We start from the raw sequence: 17520 nt of genomic DNA, 5'->3' as shown, positions 1-17520 counted from the left end.
AGCCGCGTAATGTAGGCATCGACCGCTGGCTTGTCAACTCTTTTTCACCCTCATCGCACGCGCCGTGTCATTCTCTGCGCCGCGTGACACCACAAGGATACTTAGTGACCAGAAAAACTCCCCCCACGTCCGGCCGTTCCCCGGATGCGCGCCCCCCGAAGAAAACCGGCAGTCGCTCGTCGCGCGGGCCATCCGCGCCGGACAAGCGCGGCAAGGCTGCCACCGGCGCCGTGCGCGACCCGCATGCCAATCGCGAGGCACAGCGCTATGCGCGCCCCATCCCCAGCCGCGAGGCGATCCTCGCCCTGCTGGAAGAGCGCGGCGAACTGCTGACCGAAGCGCGCATCGCCGACGCGCTGCAGATTCACGATGAAGTCGACCTCGAGGCACTGCGCAAGCGGCTCGCGGCGATGGTGCGCGATGCCCAGTTGCTGCTGGGCCGGCGCGGCGGCTACGCGCCGACGCGCAAGCTCGACCTGATCGCCGGCCGCGTGCTGGCCAACGCCGAGGGCTACGGGTTCCTGCGCCCCGACGAGGGCGGCGAAGACCTGTACCTGTCGCCGCAGCAGATGCGTACGGTGCTGCATGGTGATCGCGTGCTGGCCAGCGTGGTCGGCATCGACCGTCGCGGCCGCAAGCAGGGTGCGATCGCCGAAGTGCTGGAACGTCGCTCGCCGCGCCTGGTCGGCCGCGTGTTGATCGAGGACGGCGTCACCCTGGTCACGCCCGACGATCGCCGCCTGAACCAGGACGTGATCATCAAGCCGGGCCAGGAGCAGAGCGCCGAGTCCGGCCAGATCGTGGTGGTGGAGATCACCGACCCGCCGACGCCTTACCGCGGTCCGCTGGGCGAGATCCGCGCGGTGCTGGGCAATCGCCTGCAGCCCTCGCTGGTGGTGGAGATGGCGATCGCCAGCCACGACCTGCCGCACGAATGGCCGGCCGAAGTGTTGCGTGATGCGGCGCAGGTGGAAGCGGAGGTGACCGCTGCCGAGCGGGAAGGCCGTACCGACATCCGCAAGCTGCCGCTGGTCACCATCGACGGCGCCGATGCCCGCGACTTCGACGATGCGGTGTATGCCGAGCCGAGGCGTGGTGGTGGCTGGCGGCTGATCGTGGCGATCGCCGACGTGTCGCACTACGTGCAGGCAGGCAACGCGCTGGATCGCGAGGCATACGAGCGCAGCACGTCCACCTATTTCCCCGGCTTCGTCGTGCCGATGCTGCCGGAGACGCTTTCCAACGGCATCTGCTCATTGAACCCGAAGGTCGAGCGGCTGTGCATGGTCTGCGACATGACCGTCGACGCCGAGGGCAACGTCGCCCGTTCGAAGTTCTACGACGCGGTGATGCGCTCGCATGCGCGGCTGACCTACGACAAGGTGTGGCAAGCGGTCGGCCTGCGCGAGAAGGACGCACGCCACGAGGTCGCCGACGTGCTGCCGCAGCTTGAGAACCTGCACGCGCTGTACAAGGCGATGGCGGCGCAGCGCAAGCGCCGCGGCGCGATCGACTTCGAGACGCCGGAGGTGAAGTTCCGTCTCGACCAGACCGGCGGCGTGGAGTCGATGGGTGCCACCGAACGCAACGACGCGCACAAGCTGATCGAGGAGTGCATGATCGCGGCCAATGTTCAGGCCGCGCTGTTCCTGGAGAAGAGGAAAATCCCCGCGCTGTTCCGCGCACACGAGCCGCCGCCGGCGGAGAAATACGAGGACCTGCAGCAGTTCCTGCGCGAGTTCAAGCTGCGCATGCCGCCGGTGGAGGAGGTGACCCCGGCCGACTTCTCCGAGATCCTCGCACTGGTGCGCGATCGCCCCGAGCGCGAACTGATCCAGAGCGTGCTGCTGCGCTCGCAGAGCATGGCCGCCTACCAGCCCGACAACCGCGGCCACTTCGGCCTGTCGCTGCAGGCGTACGCGCACTTCACCTCGCCGATCCGTCGTTATCCCGACCTGCTGGTGCATCGCGCGATCCGATACGCGCTGACCGGCGGCAAGCCCAGCGACTACACCTACACGCCCGCCGAGGTGGCGGCGATGGCCGTGCATTGCTCGCAGCGCGAGCGTCGTGCCGAGGAGGCCGAGCGCGACGTGGACGAGCGCTTCAAGTGCGCGTGGATGGAGAAGCACATCGGTAGCGAGTTCGACGGCGTGGTCACCGGGGTCACCTCGTTCGGCCTGTTTGTGGAGCTGGACGAATCGAAGGTTTCCGGCCTGGTGCACATCAGCCAGCTGGTGAACGACTACTACCACTTCGACGCGGTGCGCAAGCTGCTCAAGGGTGAGCGCACCGGCGCGCAGTTCCGCCTCGGCGACCACGTGCGCATCCAGGTGCTGCGCGCCAGCCTGGAGGATCGCAAGATCGACTTCCGCCTGGTCTCGCCGCGCACGTCGGCCCCGGCCCCGGCCCCGACCGGCAGCGGCAAGGCGTATGACTATGCCGCCGCGGGCGAGCGCTATTCGCTGCCGAAGAAGGCGGCCGCCACGACCAAGGCACCGGGCATGTTCGGTCGCGCCGCCAAGGCGATCGGCCGCGCATTCGGCCGCAAGGAGGCCGAGGTTGCCACACCGGCGCCGGCCCCGCGCAAGGTGGCGGCGAGCGATAATCCGCCGCCGCGTGCACAGTCGCCGGCAGGGCGCCAGCATGCCGGCGGCCAGCATCAGGGCCGCAGGGTCGAACCGTCGTCGGATCGTCGCCCGCGCAAGGACGGTTCCGCCAGGCGCGCGCCGGCCCCGGCTGCCGTCCCGCCGGCGCCGAAGAAGCACGGCGGCCGCAAACCGAAACCGAAAGGCAAGCCATGAGTGAGAGCTGGATCGTCGGCATCAATCCCGTCGAGGGCGCATTGAGCAACGATGTCGAGCGCGTGCGTGAGCTGCTGGTGGAGAACGGCCAGCGCAACGCCCGCGTGCTGGAGCTGGCCGAGCGCGCAAAGAAGCTGGGCATCGCGGTACGCCACCGTCCGCGCGAGGAGCTGGACAAGCACGCGGGCGAAGCGCGCCACCAGGGCGTGGCGGCGCGTTACGAGGCGGCGCCGGCCGCGCACGAAAGCGACCTTGCCGGCCTGCTCGAACGCGACGGCAGCGATACCCTGGTGCTGGTGCTGGACGGTGTCACCGATCCGCACAACCTCGGCGCCTGCCTGCGCAGCGCCGCCGCGGCGAAAGTCACCGCGGTGATCGTGCCGAAGGATCGCGCGGTCGGCCTCACGCCGGTGGTGCGCCGCGCCTCGGCCGGCGGCGCCGACCGGGTACCGCTGATCGCGGTTACCAACCTGGCGCGTACGCTGCGCGAGCTGAAGGATGCCGGCGTGTGGATCACCGGCCTGGCGGGCGACACCGAGACCACGATCTACGGTATCGACTTCAAGGGACCGGTGGCGCTGGTGCTGGGCAGCGAAGGCGAGGGCATCCGCCGGCTCACCCGCGAACTGTGCGATTTCGTGGCGAAGATCCCCATGCCCGGTTCGATGGAAAGCCTCAACGTCTCCGTCGCCACTGGCGTGGCCTTGTTCGAGGCGTTGCGCCAGCGCGGAGCGAAGCGATGACTTTCTTCTGGTACGACTGGGCCGGCTATCTCGGCGTGGCGCTGGTGTTGCTGGCCTTTCTGCTGCTGCAGGGGCATCGCCTGCATGGCAACGGGCTGATCTACCAGACGATGAACATTTTCGGCGCGCTCGGTGTGCTGTTGTCGCTGGTATTCGGCAGCTTCAACCTGTCCGCCTTCCTGCTGGAGGCCGCCTGGATCGCCATCGGCGTCTATGGCGTGGTGAACAACTGGCGTCGTCGTCGCGCGATGCCGCCGCCGGCTGGCCACGCGCCATAGGTTGGCTGCCTGAATCCGCGTGCCGCCGGTTCCGCGGGTGGCCCGTCAGGCGATCGGGACGTCGCCACCTTGCGCAGCGGACGCGCCGAGGTCGAGGCTCGCCCGTTCCACCAGCTCCAGTTGCCGCCAGCGGTTGACGATGCTGCAGAACAGCTCGGCGGTGCGCTCGGCGTCGTAGACGGCCGAATGCGCCTCGCGGCTGTCGAAGGTCAAGCCCGCCGCCAGCACCGCCTTGCTCAGCACGGTCTGGCCATAGGCCAGGCCGGCCAGGCTGACCGTGTCGAAACAGCTGAACGGATGGAACGGATTGCGCTTGTACCCGCAGCGGCGCACCGCCTGGTTGAGAAAGCCCAGGTCGAAGGCGGCGTTGTGGCCGACCAGGATCGCCCGCTGGCAACCTGCCTCGCGCACCGCCTCGCGCACCACCTGGAAAACGTGGTCCAGCGCCTGGCGTTCGGGCAGGGCGCCGCGCAATGGATTGTCCGGATCGATCCCGGTGATCTCCAGCGAACGGGGATCGAGGTTGGCGCCGGGGAACGGCTCCACGTGGGTGGTGACCAGCTCCTTGGTGCTCAGGAAGCCGGCCTCGTCGATGCGCAGCGGTATCGCGGCGATTTCCAGCAGCGCATCGTGTTCGGCATCGAAGCCGCCCGTCTCCACGTCGACCACGACCGGCAGGAAACCACGGAAACGCTCGGCCATGCGGGCCACGGCAGGGTTGTTGACGATATCCATCGGCGCAGCATATCAGCCGCCGTGCGGTGCACCCGGCGCCTGGCCGATCGCCGCGAGCATCGCCTCGGCGGTGGACACGCGCAGTTCGCCCGGCGCTTCCAGCTGCAATTGCCGCACCACGCCATCCTCGGCATACAGCGCGAACCGGCGCGCGCGGATGCCCATGCCGAAATCGCTGCCGTCCAGTTCCAGGCCCAGCGCGCGGGTGAAGCTGGCGTTGCCGTCGGCCAGCATCAGCAGCCCGCGTGGCACGTGCTGCTCGGTGGCCCACGCCTGCATCACGTAGGCGTCGTTGACCGCGAGGCACATCACCGCGATGCCGCGCGCCTGGAACTCGGCGAACGCCGCCACGTAGCCGGGCAGGTGATGGTTCGAGCAGGTCGGCGTGAACGCGCCAGGCACGCCGAACAGCACGGCCTTGCGTCCGCCGAACAGCGCGCCTGTGTGCACGGGCCGGATGTCGCCGTCGATCATCTTGATCGCGACGTCGGGCAGGGTGTCCCCGGGTTGGATGGTCATGGATCGCTCAATGGTGAACAACGCTTGCATGCTAGTGGTTTTGGCGGTCGGGTGCCTTGAATCGCCGCGGCGAGCACCTATTTCCGGGGCAGGCGGCGATCACGCCGCAAACCCGTCAGAGGAGGCACTGAAATGAACGTGAGCCGTCAATCCGTGTGGAACCGCGAGTTCGGTACGCCGGACGATTTCCGCCAGGTCATGAGCCGCTTTTTCGGCGCCGGCGACAATGACCAGTCCACCGTGGAAACCAGCCAGTGGGCGCCGCGGGTGGACATCCGCGAGGAAGACAAGCGCTTCATGATCCTGGTCGACGTGCCCGGCGTGGACCCGTCCACGATCGAGGTGAGCATGGACAAGAGCATCCTCACCATCAAGGGCGAACGCACCGTCGACAACGAAAAGGACGGCGGCAGGCTGACCCGGCAGGAGCGCGTCTACGGCACCTTCCATCGCCGCTTCTCGCTGCCGGAGAGCGCCGACGCGGAGAACATCAGCGCGCATGGCCGTTTCGGCGTGCTGGAGATCGCGATTCCGAAGAAGCCCGAAACCACGCCGCGTCGCATCGCGATCGACACCGGCAACTGACCTGCGCTGCACACGCAACGCGGTATGAAGACCCGCCCCGTCGTGGATAATGCTCCGCGGCGGGGCGCAGCCTTTCAGGCTGCGGTACCGACGAAAAGGAGCGGGTGTGGAATTCAAAGATTATTACGAGATCCTCGGCGTCAAGCCTGACGCCAGCGAGGCCGACATCAAGGCGGCGTATCGCAAGTTGGCGCGCAAGTACCACCCGGACAAGAACAAGGACGCGGGCGCCGAGGAGAAGTTCAAGGCGGTCAACGAAGCCAACGAGGTGTTGAAGGACGCCGAGAAGCGGCGCTCCTACGACCAGTTGCGCGCCGGCGGTTATCGCCAGGGCGAGCAGTTCCGCCCGCCGCCGGGCTGGCAGGAGCAACAGGGCTTCGGTGGCGACGCCGGTGATTTCAGCGATTTCTTCGAAAGCCTGTTCGGTCGCGGCGCTGCGCATGGCGGCCATCGCGGCCAGCCGCGGCCGCGGCGTGGGCAGGACGTGCAGGCCTCGGTGCAGATCGACCTGCAGACCGCCTTCGACGGCGGCCCTACGCGGTTGGCCATGCACGATTCGTCCGGCGGCGAGCGCGTGCTCGAGGTGAAGATCCCCGCCGGCATCCAGAGCGGCCAGGTGATCCGTCTCTCGGGCCAGGGTCAGTCGGGCATGGGCGGTGGACCCAAGGGCGACCTGCTGCTGGAAGTGATCATCCGCGACGACCCGCGCTTTCGCCTCGACGGTCGCAATGTCGTCCACGTGCTGCCGATCGCGCCGTGGGAAGCCGCGCTGGGCGCGACCGTACCGGTGCCGACGCTGGCGGGCACCGTGGACCTGCGCATCCCCGCCGGCTCGCAGTCAGGCCGCAAGCTGAGGCTGAAGGGGCGCGGCATGCCGGGCAGCAACCCCGGCGACCAATTGGTGGAATTGTCCATCCGCACGCCGGCGGCCGACAGCGACGCGCAGCGCAAGGCCTACGAGGCGTTGCGCAAGAGCTTCGCGAACTACGATCCGCGAGTTTGAAGGTCCCGGGTTGTAGGGGCGGGCACCGCCCCCGGCCATCTCTCGAACGCCGATGGCGGGCTTTGCCCGCCCTGCGCACGACGCCTTCCGTCACGTGACGAAGGGCATCGCGCACAACGTGCGCTCCTGCAGAGCAGCGCGGACCACGGGGCGGGCAAAGCCCGCCATCGCCGTATCGCGGCGCGATCGGATCAGCTGCGCGAGGCGCGCTTGCGGTCGATCTCGGTGAGGTGCTTCTTGCGCAGGCGGATTTCCTTCGGGGTGACCTCGACCAGCTCGTCGTCGTCGATGAAGTCCAGTGCCTGTTCCAGGGTGAACTTGATCGCGGGGGTGAGCTGGATCGCGTCGTCCTTGCCCGAGGCGCGCATGTTGGTCAGCGGCTTGGGCTTGATCACGTTGACGGTGAGGTCGTTGTCCTTGGCGTGGATGCCGACCAGCTGGCCTTCATACACGTTGTCGCCCTCGGCGGCGAACAGCTTGCCGCGATCCTGCAGCGGCCCGAGCGAATAGGCGGGGGTGGTGCCGCCGGCATTGGCGATCATCACGCCGTTCTGGCGCTTGGCGATCTGGCCTTCTTCCTTCGGGCCGTAGTGGTCGAACACGTGGAACAGCAGGCCCGAGCCCTGGGTCAGGGTCTTGAACTGGTTCTGGAAGCCGATCAGGCCGCGCGCCGGGATTTCGTAATCCAGCCGCACGCGGCCCTTGCCGTCGGATTCCATGTTCTTCAGCTGGCCCTTGCGCATGCCCAGCTTCTCCATCACGCCGCCCTGGTGGATTTCCTCCACGTCGACCACCAACTGCTCGATCGGCTCCATCTTCTGGCCGTCGATCTCCTTGATGATGACTTCCGGGCGCGACACGGCCAGTTCGTAGCCTTCGCGGCGCATGTTCTCGATCAGCACCGACAGGTGCAGCTCGCCGCGGCCGGAGACCAGGAACTTGTCGGCGTCCGAACCCTGCTCCACCTTCAGGGCCACGTTGTGCACCTGCTCGCGCTCCAGCCGGTCCTTGAGCTGGCGGCTGGTGAGGAACTTGCCGCCGGAGAGATCCTTGTTGCCGGCGAACGGCGAATTGTTGACCTGGAAGGTCATCGAGATCGTCGGTTCGTCCACGGTCAGCGCGGGCAGCGCTTCGGGCGTGTCCAGCGCGCAGATGGTGTCGGAGATGGTCAGGTCGGCGATGCCCGAGATGGCCACGATGTCGCCGGCCTCGGCGGTTTCCTGCTCGATCCGCTCCAGGCCCAGGAAGCCGAGCACCTGCAGTACCTTGCCCTGGCGCTTCTTGCCGTGGCGATCGATCACCGCCACCGGCATGTTCTTCTTCAGGGTGCCGCGCTGGATGCGGCCGATGCCGATCACGCCGACGAAGTTGTTGTAGTCGAGCTGGCTGATGCGCATCTGGAACGCGCCGTCCGGATCCACGTCCGGCTTGCTGACGTGCTGCATGATCGCCTCGTACAGCGGGGTCATGTCGCCCTCGCGCACGTTCTCGTCCAGGCCGGCATAGCCGTTCAGCGCCGAGGCGTAGACGATCGGGAACTCCATCTGCTCGGGCGTGGCGCCGAGGCGGTCAAACAGATCCCATACCTGCTCGACGACCCACTCCGGGCGCGCACCGGGGCGGTCGACCTTGTTGATCACCACGATCGGCTTGAAGCCCATCGCGAACGCCTTCTGCGTCACGAAGCGGGTCTGCGGCATCGGGCCGTCCATCGCGTCGACCAGGATCAGCACCGAGTCGACCATCGACAGCACGCGCTCGACCTCGCCGCCGAAGTCGGCGTGTCCGGGCGTGTCGACAATATTGATGCGGTTGCCCCGCCACGTGATGGCGGTGTTCTTGGCCAGGATGGTGATGCCGCGTTCCTTTTCCTGGTCGTTCGAATCCATCACACGCTCGGCCAGCACGGTGCGCTCGTTCAGCGTGCCGGACTGCTTGAGCAGGCAGTCCACCAGCGTGGTCTTGCCGTGGTCGACGTGGGCGACGATGGCGATGTTGCGCAGATTTTCTATGGACATGGGATCGACTCGGGTGGCGCGTGCAGCCACCACGTGGGTAATTTGAGGGTTAACCGGTCGATTATACGGGTTTGTGCGCCCGCGTGTGGGCACCCGTGCGACAGCCGGTCAAGGCACGCGACACCACCCGCCTCGGCGAACGGCCGGTGGCATGGGTCGGTCATCGCCCGAGGCGGGCTTCGTCCCGGGGTTCAAGCGGCGGGCGGCGCGGGCGGAGTGCGCTAGACCACGCCCAGCAGGTAGTACGCGGTGATGACCACGGCCACGGCCAGGGTCTTGATCACGGTGATCGCGAAGATGTCCTTGTAGGACTGGCGATGGGTCAGCCCGGTGACCGCCAGCAGGGTGATCACCGCGCCGTTGTGGGGCAGGGTGTCCATGCCGCCGGAGGCCATCGCGGCCACGCGGTGCAGCACCTCCATCGGGATGCCGGCGGCGTTCGCGTTGTGGATGAAGGTCTCCGCCATCGCGCCCAGCGCGATGCTCATGCCGCCAGAGGCCGAGCCGGTGATGCCGGCCAGCGCGGTGACGGTGACCGCCTCGTTGACCAGCGGGTTGGGAATGGTGTGCAGCGCGTCGGCCACCAGCTTGAAGCCGGGCAGGGCGGCGATCACCGCGCCGAAGCCGTACTCCGAAGCGGTGTTCATCGAGGCCAGCAAGGCGCCGCCGACCGCCGCCTGAGTGCCTGCGGCCAGCCGCCCCATCACTGCACGCCAGGCGAACACCAGCACGCAAAGAATGCCTGCCAGCAGGGCGCCCTCGACCGCCCAGATCGCGGCGACCTTGGACACCTCCTGCACCACCGGCCTGGCGCTGCCGACCACGCTGGGCAGGAACGATTGCGTCTCGCCGTAGAGGTGCGGAATCCAGTCGGTGAACAGCTTGTTGCATACGCCGACCAGCACCAGCGGCAGCAGGGCGATCAGCGGATGCGGCAGGCGGGTGGCGTCGAACGGCTCCGGTTCGTTGACCAGGTTGCTGCCGTAGCCCTCGCCGGCTGCCGCGGCCTTGCGCCGGCGCCAGTCGAGATAGCCCAGGCCCACGACCAGGATGAAGATGCCGCCGATCGTGCCCAGCCACGGCGCGGCCCAGGTATCGGTGCCGAAGAACGCGGTGGGGATGATGTTCTGGATCTGCGGCGTGCCGGGCAGCGAATCCATGGTGAAGGTGAACGCGCCCAGCGCGATGGTGCCGGGGATCAGCCGCTTGGGGATGTCGCTGGCGCGGAACAGTTCCGCCGCGAACGGGTAGACCGCGAACACCACCACGAACAGCGACACGCCGCCGTAGGTCAGCAGCGCGCACACCAGCACGATGGACAGGATCGCCCGGCTGCGCCCGACCAGGCCGATCGTCGCCGCCACGATCGACTTGGAGAACCCCGACAGCTCGATCAGCTTGCCGAACACCGCGCCCAGCATGAACACCGGGAAATACAGCTTGAGGAAGCCGACCATCCTGTCCATGAACAGGCCGGTGAACATCGGCGCCACCAGCGCCGGCTCGGTCAGCAGCACCGCGCCCAGCGCGGCGATCGGGGCGAACAGGATCACGCTGTAGCCGCGGTAGGCCGCGAACATCAGGAAGCACAGCGCAGCCAGCACGATCAGAAATGCCATCCGTAGTGGCTCCCCAGTTTGGCGGTGGTCGGGACTCGGCGAAGGCACGAGTATCCGCGGCTGCTCCGGCATCGGGCACTGTACGAAGGTACAAGTGCCGTTGCGCCGGCAGCTGCCTAATCTGCCCGCATCAGCCTTCATCGTCGATGTGGGCTTCACTGCGAGGGGAAATCATGAAGCTCACGTCTTTGAGTGTGGCGATCGGACTGGCCACCGGTCTGTTCCATGTCCTGCCGGTTCACGCGCAACAAGCCGACAACGCCCCGGTCGCCACGGATACCGCCAAGCCGAAGAACGCCAAGCAGCTCGATACCGTGGTGGTCACCGCACGCAAGCGCGAAGAAACCCTGCAGGACGTGCCGATCGCGGTCAGCGCCTTTACCGCGCAGTCGCTGGAACGGCAGAACGTGCAGAGCCTGTCCGACCTGCAGGGCAAGGTCCCCTCGCTGCAGATTTATGCCGCGCGCGGCTCCAACACCACGCTCACCGCCTATATCCGCGGCGTCGGCCAGGCCGACCCGACCTGGGGCTTCGACCCGGGCGTGGGCATCTATCTCGACGACGTGTACCTGGCCCGTCCGCAGGGTGCGGTGCTGGACGTGTTCGACGTCAGCCGCATCGAGGTGCTGCGCGGCCCGCAAGGCACGCTGTATGGCAAGAACACCATCGGTGGCGCGATCAAGTACGTCTCCAATCCGCTGCCGGTGAAAGCCGAGGGTTCGGTGGAAGTCACCGGCGGCACCCATGGCGAGAAGGACGTCAAGGCGAGCCTGGGCGGCGCCAGCGCCGACGAGATGTGGCGCGGCCGCATCGCCTACGCCAGCAGCCACAACGACGGCTTCGGCGAGAACATCCTCACCGGCAGCCGCAACGGCAACAAGAACACCAACGCCGCGCGCGCCACGCTCGGCTTCTTCCCGTCCAGCACGTTCAACGTGCAGCTGTCGGTCGACGGCGTGCGCGACAACTCCAACCCGCGCGGCGCCAAGATGCTCGTGGCGAACAAGCTCGACCCGGCCTACCAGCCGCTGGACAGCGATTTCGACACCCGCAGCGGCTTCCCCCAGGTCAACCACACCAAGCTCTACGGCAGCGCGCTGACCATGAACTGGATCGCCAGCCAGGATTGGTCGCTGAAATCCGTCACCGCCGTGCGTGGTTCCCACACCGACACCAACATCGACTTCGACACGCTGCCGGAGAAGATCGCCGACGTGAACGCGGTCTACGCCGACCACCAGTTCACCCAGGAATTCCAGGCCAACTACGATGCCGGCGGCACCGTGCACGGCGTGTTCGGCCTGTACTACTTCGACGGTCATGCCGACGGCCAGATCAAGAACATCTTCCTCGGCTCGCCGCCGTATTCCACCCTGGGCCTGACCCAATTCGGCGGCACCGGCGGGCGCATGGGCACCAAGAGCTGGGCCGGCTACGGCGACTTCACCTGGGACATCAGTCCGAGCTGGAGCCTGGACGTCGGTCTGCGCTACACCCACGAGACCAAGACCGCACTGATCCGGAACTACGGCTACGCGGACGACACCTTCACCACGCCGATCGCCACGCTGGCCGACTTCAGCGGTTCGCACGCCAGCAGCAACGTGTCGCCCAAGGTCTCGCTGGACTGGAGCGTCAGCGACCAGGTCAAGCTCTACGCCAGCTACTCGGAGGGCTTCCACTCCGGTGGCTACAACATCCGCGCCAACTGCGTGGCGGTGCCTGCTTCATGCCGCCCGATCGACGACGAGAAGGTGCAGTCGTTCGAGCTGGGCAGCAAGATGAGTTTCTTCGACGGCGCGCTGATGATGAACACGGCGATGTTCCGCAACGTCTACTCGGACATCCAGCTGTCGGTGTTCAGCTCCTACACGCAGGCCAACGGCAGCCAGGGTTTCTTCGGTGACTTCACCAACGCCGGCAAGGGCCACATCGATGGCCTGGAGGAGGAATTCGCCTGGAAGCCGTCGGAGAACTGGACCTTCAGCGGCAACTTCGCCTACCTGCATACCAGGTACACCAAGTACATGACTGGCGGCGTCAACGTCGCCGACCAGCAGAAGTTCACCAACGCGCCGGAGTGGTCCGGCGGCCTCTCGCTGGAAAACAGCACGCCGCTGGCCAACGGCGGCAACCTCTCGGCGCGGATCAACTACACCTACCAGACCATGGTGTATCCGGAGACCACGTTGTCGCCGCTGATCGCGCAGTCCGCCTACGGCCTGTGGAACGCCGGCGTCATCTGGCAGGTCAACCAGCCCTGGTCGCTCAGCCTGCAAGGCACCAACCTGGCCAACAAGTCCTACCGCACCACCGGCTACAACATTGGTGCGCTGGGCATCTACACGGGCTTTTACGGCGCCCCGCGGATGGTCACGCTGAGCGCGAAGTACAAGTTCTGACGACACGGTTCCTCCCCATCCCGCGGAAGTGCCGGCGTGCTTCCGCGGGGTTTTTTTCATGCGCCGGCGCATCCGGTCGGCGTCGGGACCACGCTCGCCGCCAGGCATCGGCTGGCCAAACGGAGAACACGCATGCGCAAGACCCTCGGCTTCGTGACCTTGCTGCTGCTCGCCACCGTCGCGCGGGCGGGCGACACCCCGCCATTGCCCCGGTTGAAGATCGTTCCGGCGCGCACCGCCGTGGTCGGCCTTTCGTCCGGCGCGTACATGGCCAGCCAGGTGCAGCTGGCGTATCCGGAACTGTTCCCGAACGCGGCCCTGGTCGCCGGTGGTCCCTACGGCTGCGCCGGCGGCCAGCTCGGTGCGGCGCTCGGCAGTTGCATGAAGGGCGCGCCCGCACCGGATGTCGGTGCGCTGGTGGCCAAGGCTCGCCGGCGTTCGGCCGCCGGCGAGATCGGCTCCCTGAAGGATCTCGCGCGTGCCCGCGTCTACCTGCTGCACGGCAGGGACGACGCCCTGGTGGCGCCGGCCGTGGCCGAGGCCGGCGCCCGTTTCTACGAGCAGTTGCGCGACGGAACCCCCGCTCTCGCGGGCATGCGGGTGCGCGACGATGGCGATCGCGCGTTCGCACACAACCTGCCGGTGGCCGGCCGCGGCGACGACTGCGACAAGTCGGTGTCGCCCTACCTGGGCCACTGCGGTTTCGATGCCGCCGGCGAGATCTTTGCGCAGATGTTCGGCAAGCCGGCCCACGCGGCGGGCGAAGCACACGGCGAACTGCGCAGCTTCGACCAGGACGCCCTGCGTCCCGGTGACGCCGACGCCTTCCTGGCCGACACCGGCTACGTCTACCTGCCCGCCGCCTGCCTCGCCGGCAAACCCTGCGGCCTGATGGTGGCCTTCCACGGCTGCAAGCAGAACGCTGCCGCCGTGGGCAAGGCCTTCGTCGAGGACGCCGGCTTCAATCGCTGGGCGGACGTCTACGACGTGGCCGTGCTATATCCTCAGACACGCGCAAGTTTCGCGCCCTTGAATCCGCAGGCATGCTGGGACTGGTGGGGTTATTCGGGAGCCGACTACGACACACGCCAGGGCGTGCAGTTGCGCTGGCTGGTGAACGCGGCGCGCGCGCTGGGCTTGCCTGCCGGTCATTGATGGCCCCCCATGCGGACGGCTTCGGCAGTGTTGTGGGAGCGCGCTCGCGCGCGATGCTCTTGTTCCCGTCCGCTCCTGCAGATACCGGCGTACGAAAGCTGTTCGTTTTGAAGACATGGCACATCGGGACTAACGCATCGCGGCCGGGGTCGCCCCCGCAAGCAAGGGCACAGACGCCATGCTGAGCTCCAGCGTCATCGCGATCGCGGCGCTGTGCTGGCTGGGCCTGCTGTTCGGGGTGGCGTTGCTGGGCGAGCGGCGGCCGCACATTTTCGAGAAGCGATGGGCGATCGTGTATGCGCTGTCGCTGGCGATCCACTGCACCTCGTGGACGTTCTACGGCACCGTCACCCAGGCCAGCCGCTCCGGTTGGTGGCTGCCGCCGACGTTCGTGGGGGCGATCGTGATGTACCTGTTCGCGCTGAAATTCCTCGGCCGGATGGTGCAGCTGGTGCGCGAGTACAACGCCGGTTCGCTGGCCGACCTGATCGCGGTGCGGCTGGGCCGGCATTCGGGGTTGGCGGCGCTGGTCACCGCGGTGGTGGTGATCGGCATCGTGCCGTACATCGCGCTGCAGCTCAAGGCGGTGGCGATGAGCTACGGCATCCTCAGCCAGGGGCAACTGGCCGAATCCGAGCCGTGGCAGGACAGCGCGTTGTACGTGGCCTTGCTGATGGCGCTGTTCGCGATGCTGTTCGGTACGCGGCGCGCCTCGACCATGGCGCACAATCGCGGGCTGGTGCTGGCGATGGCGTTCGAGTCGCTGTTCAAGCTTGGCGCAATGCTGGCGCTGGGCAGCCTGTTGTTTGCCGCGCTGCCGGCGGATTTGCCCGCGCATGTGCCAGGGCCGCCGGACAGCGGCGGCTTCCCGGTGCTGATCCTGCTCGGCGCGTTGGCGATGTTCACCATGCCGCACCAGTTCTACGCCGGCATCGTGGAGTGCCGCAGCGACGGCAACCTGCGCACCGCGCGCTGGCTGTTTCCGTTGTACCTGCTGCTGATCTCGCTGCCGATCCTGCCGCTGGCGCGGCTGGGTGATGCGCTGCTCGGGCCCAGCGGGGTGTCGTCGGACATGTACGTGCTGGCCCTGCCGCTGGCACAGGGCGAGCGGGGGCTGGCGCTGGTCGCGTTTCTCGGCGGTCTGAGCGCGGCGACCAGCATGGTGGTGATCGCCACGCTGACGCTGAGCCTGATGGTGGTCAACCATTTCATCGCGCCGCTGCGCGTGCGTTCGGGTTGGGGGCGCGGCGAGCGCGTCGACTTGCGCGGGGCATTGCTCAATTACCGGCGCGTGGCGATCGTGGTGGTGATCCTGCTGGCGTGGGCATACAGCCGCCTGCTGGCGCGCAACGAGGCCCTGGCCGACATCGGCGCGATCTCGTTCTCGGCGCTGGCCGGACTGACGCCGGCCGTGCTTGCGGCGATGTACCGGCCGCAACTGGGCTCGCGCGCGGTGATGGCCGGGCTGGCTGCCGGCACCGTGGTGTGGATCTACGCGGTGTTGCCGGCGCTGCTGCCGGCGTCACTGCCGTGGCTGCGCGAGGGACCGTTCGGCGTGCACTGGCTGGCGCCGGACGACCTGCTCGGCCTGGGCGACTGGAACCGCCTCGGTCGCGCCGTGGTGGTCAGCCTGGCGGCGAACGCGGCGGTGATGCTGGCCGTTGCCGGCTCGCGCTACGGGCAGGGCGGACGGGCGGTCAGCGTCGGCCATGTCGACGTCGCCGAACTGCGTGCGCTGGCGGCGCGCTTCCTGCCGCCGGAGCGTGTCGAGCATCTGTTCGACGGTGCGCCAGCCAGCGGCTCGTCCGGCACCGCGCGGGTCAACCAGGTGGAGCACGAGCTGGCCGCGGTGATCGGCGCCGCCTCGGCGCGCCTGCTGCTGGAAGTGGCGCATCGGCAGGGCCGCGACGAGCTCGATACGGTGGTCGCGATCGTGGGCGAGGCGGCGCAGGATTTGCGCTTCAATCAGCGCGTGCTGGGCGCGGCGCTGGAGAACATGAGCCAGGGCATCTGCGTGGTCGACGCGGAGCTGTGTCTGGTGGCGTGGAACTCGCCGTATGCACGCCTGTTCAACTATCCACCGGGCATGTTGCGGGTGGGCCGCCCGGTCGCCGAGCTGACCCGCCACAACATCGAGGCCGGCATGCTCGGCCCCGGGGCGGTCGAGACACGCGTGCAGCGCCGGCTGGAGCACATGCGCGCGGGCACCCGGCATTTGTCCGAGCGTCGTTTTCCCGACGGCAGGATCGTGGAGGTCCGCGGCAATCCGATGCCCGGCGGCGGCTTCGTGGCCACCTTCACCGACGTCACCGCGTTCCGCCAGGCCGAGGCGGCGCTCAAGCGCGTCAACGAGACACTGGAACTGCGCGTGGATGAGCGCACCCGTGCACTGGCGCTGGCCTCGGCGGATGCGCAGGCGGCCAACGAGGCGAAGGGCCGCTTCCTCACCGCGGTCACCCATGACCTGATGCAGCCGCTGCATGCGGCGCAGTTGTTCGCGCATGCGCTGACCGAGCGCAGTGGCGACAGCCGCACGGCGCAGCACCTCAACGGCGCGCTCGCCGCCACCGAGGGCTTGCTGACCGGGCTGCTCGACGTGGCGCGGCTGGAGGGTGGCCGCCTGCATCCGCAGCTGCGCGCGTTTGCGCTGGCCGAAGTGTTCGATCCGCTCGGCGCCGAGTTTCGCGCGATGGCCGCCGATCGCGATGTCCGGTTGCGCGTGGTGAGTACGCGGGCATGGGTGCAGTCCGATCCGCAGCTGTTGCGGCGGGTGCTGCAGAACTTCCTGTCCAACGCGCTGCGCCATGCCGGCCACGGCCGCGTGCTGCTCGGCGCGCGCCGGCGCGGCGCCATGCTGCGGCTGGAGGTGTGGGATACCGGTGGCGGCATTGCGCCGGAGGAGCAGCAACTGATCTTCCAGGAGTTCCGTCGCGGCAGTACGGCCGGAGGGCAGGGCTTGGGACTGGGCCTGTCGATCGCGCAGCGCATGGCGGACCTGCTCGGCCATCCGCTCGGGCTGCGCTCGTCGCCGGGGCACGGCAGCGTGTTCCATCTCGAGGTGCCGCTGGCACCGCCCGCGCCGCACCGCGCGCCCTCTCCCGACACCATGCAGCCGCTGCCGGCGGGCCGCGCGCTGGTGCTGGACAACGAACCGGCGGCGCTGGCGGCGCTGACCACGCTGCTGGCCAGCTGGGGCTGGCAGGTGCACGCCGCGCGCAACGCGGCGCAGGCGTTGGCGGTGCCGTGGCGGCCGGACGTCAACATCCTGGACTTCCATCTGGATGGCGGCCAGAACGGCCTGGATGTCTGGCGACAACTCGCGGCAGGCCACCCTGACGTGCCCACGGTGATGCTCACCGCGGACCGCGACGGCGAACTGCGCCAGCAACTGCTCGATGCCGGCGCGGGCGTGCTGTACAAGCCGCTCAAGCCGCTGGCACTGCGGCAGACGCTGTTGCGCCTCGGTGCGCGCGGTGTACATGCGGCGCAACAAGTTGCGCGTACCCGCGTCGTCAGCGCGGGCACGGCGCCTTCGCCCACCGCGTCGCAGCCGGGCGATTCTTGCGGCGCCACTGCCGGCGAGACCTGATCTGGATCAATGCCGCACCGGAGATCGAGGCCTATGGTCATGGGGCTCGACGCCCGGGTGGGCGCCATAC

The 17520-nt window shown here is 68.0% G+C and carries 12 protein-coding genes; 8 read left to right on the top strand and 4 right to left on the bottom strand.

The genetic code is table 11. The annotated features are described in order from the left end of the window. The first annotated feature begins 230 nt into the window (after window positions 1-230). From rnr to ACVCMG_RS02985, 3 genes are read left to right on the top strand one after another with little or no spacing between them, the layout of a single operon-like run. Window positions 231-2804, top strand: coding sequence for a ribonuclease R (rnr, locus tag ACVCMG_RS02995; RefSeq protein WP_447114841.1), 2574 nt, complete (start codon window positions 231-233; stop codon window positions 2802-2804). Further along, window positions 2801-3547 carry a 23S rRNA (guanosine(2251)-2'-O)-methyltransferase RlmB gene (gene rlmB / locus ACVCMG_RS02990; RefSeq protein WP_395118202.1) on the top strand — a complete coding sequence of 249 codons (747 nt, stop codon included), beginning with the start codon at window positions 2801-2803 and terminating at the stop codon, window positions 3545-3547. The genes rnr and rlmB overlap by 4 nt, the downstream gene beginning before the upstream one ends. Further along, a complete protein-coding gene (locus ACVCMG_RS02985) occupies window positions 3544-3825 on the top strand; it encodes a CBU_0592 family membrane protein (RefSeq protein WP_447114840.1) in 282 nt (93 codons plus the stop codon). The genes rlmB and ACVCMG_RS02985 overlap by 4 nt, the downstream gene beginning before the upstream one ends. A gap of 45 nt (window positions 3826-3870) precedes the next feature. On the opposite strand, the gene rnt is transcribed toward ACVCMG_RS02985, so the two are convergent. Both rnt and ACVCMG_RS02975 read right to left on the bottom strand, forming a co-directional pair. Continuing rightward, a complete protein-coding gene (rnt, locus tag ACVCMG_RS02980; RefSeq protein WP_395118206.1) occupies window positions 3871-4560 on the bottom strand; it encodes a ribonuclease T in 690 nt (229 codons plus the stop codon). Window positions 4561-4572: 12 nt separating this feature from the next. Continuing rightward, window positions 4573-5079 (bottom strand): redoxin family protein, encoded by a 507-nt coding sequence (locus ACVCMG_RS02975; RefSeq protein ID WP_447114839.1) that lies wholly within the window; start codon window positions 5077-5079, stop codon window positions 4573-4575. Between the two features lie 132 nt (window positions 5080-5211). On the opposite strand from ACVCMG_RS02975, the gene ACVCMG_RS02970 reads away from it, so the two are divergent. Together ACVCMG_RS02970 and ACVCMG_RS02965 are read left to right on the top strand one after the other, a co-directional pair. Beyond that, window positions 5212-5664: an Hsp20/alpha crystallin family protein gene (locus tag ACVCMG_RS02970; protein ID WP_395118210.1), complete on the top strand. Its 453-nt coding sequence runs from the start codon at window positions 5212-5214 to the stop codon at window positions 5662-5664. 106 nt (window positions 5665-5770) lie between these two features. Next, on the top strand, window positions 5771-6667 hold the full coding sequence (locus tag ACVCMG_RS02965) for a DnaJ C-terminal domain-containing protein (RefSeq protein WP_395118212.1): 897 nt from the start codon (window positions 5771-5773) through the stop codon (window positions 6665-6667). A gap of 191 nt (window positions 6668-6858) precedes the next feature. On the opposite strand, the gene typA is transcribed toward ACVCMG_RS02965, so the two are convergent. Then, a complete protein-coding gene (gene typA, locus ACVCMG_RS02960) occupies window positions 6859-8685 on the bottom strand; it encodes a translational GTPase TypA (protein WP_395118214.1) in 1827 nt (608 codons plus the stop codon). Window positions 8686-8906: 221 nt separating this feature from the next. Further along, entirely contained in the window at window positions 8907-10304 is a 1398-nt protein-coding gene (locus ACVCMG_RS02955; RefSeq protein ID WP_395118216.1) for a GntP family permease, read from the bottom strand. Window positions 10305-10477: 173 nt separating this feature from the next. Here ACVCMG_RS02955 and ACVCMG_RS02950 point away from each other — a divergent pair, with 173 nt between their 5' ends. From ACVCMG_RS02950 to ACVCMG_RS02940, 3 genes are all read left to right on the top strand, one after another. Then, a complete protein-coding gene (locus ACVCMG_RS02950) occupies window positions 10478-12706 on the top strand; it encodes a TonB-dependent receptor (protein WP_447114838.1) in 2229 nt (742 codons plus the stop codon). A 132-nt stretch (window positions 12707-12838) separates the two neighbouring features. After that, window positions 12839-13861, top strand: coding sequence for an extracellular catalytic domain type 2 short-chain-length polyhydroxyalkanoate depolymerase (locus tag ACVCMG_RS02945; protein WP_395118220.1), 1023 nt, complete (start codon window positions 12839-12841; stop codon window positions 13859-13861). A gap of 178 nt (window positions 13862-14039) precedes the next feature. Continuing rightward, window positions 14040-17450 (top strand): PAS-domain containing protein, encoded by a 3411-nt coding sequence (locus tag ACVCMG_RS02940; RefSeq protein ID WP_447114837.1) that lies wholly within the window; start codon window positions 14040-14042, stop codon window positions 17448-17450. Window positions 17451-17520 lie beyond the last annotated feature (70 nt).

The organism is Rhodanobacter sp. UC4451_H18, from assembly GCF_052978225.1.
Note: the sequence above shows the minus strand (reverse complement) of the source record. Positions and strands in the feature narration are given on the sequence as shown.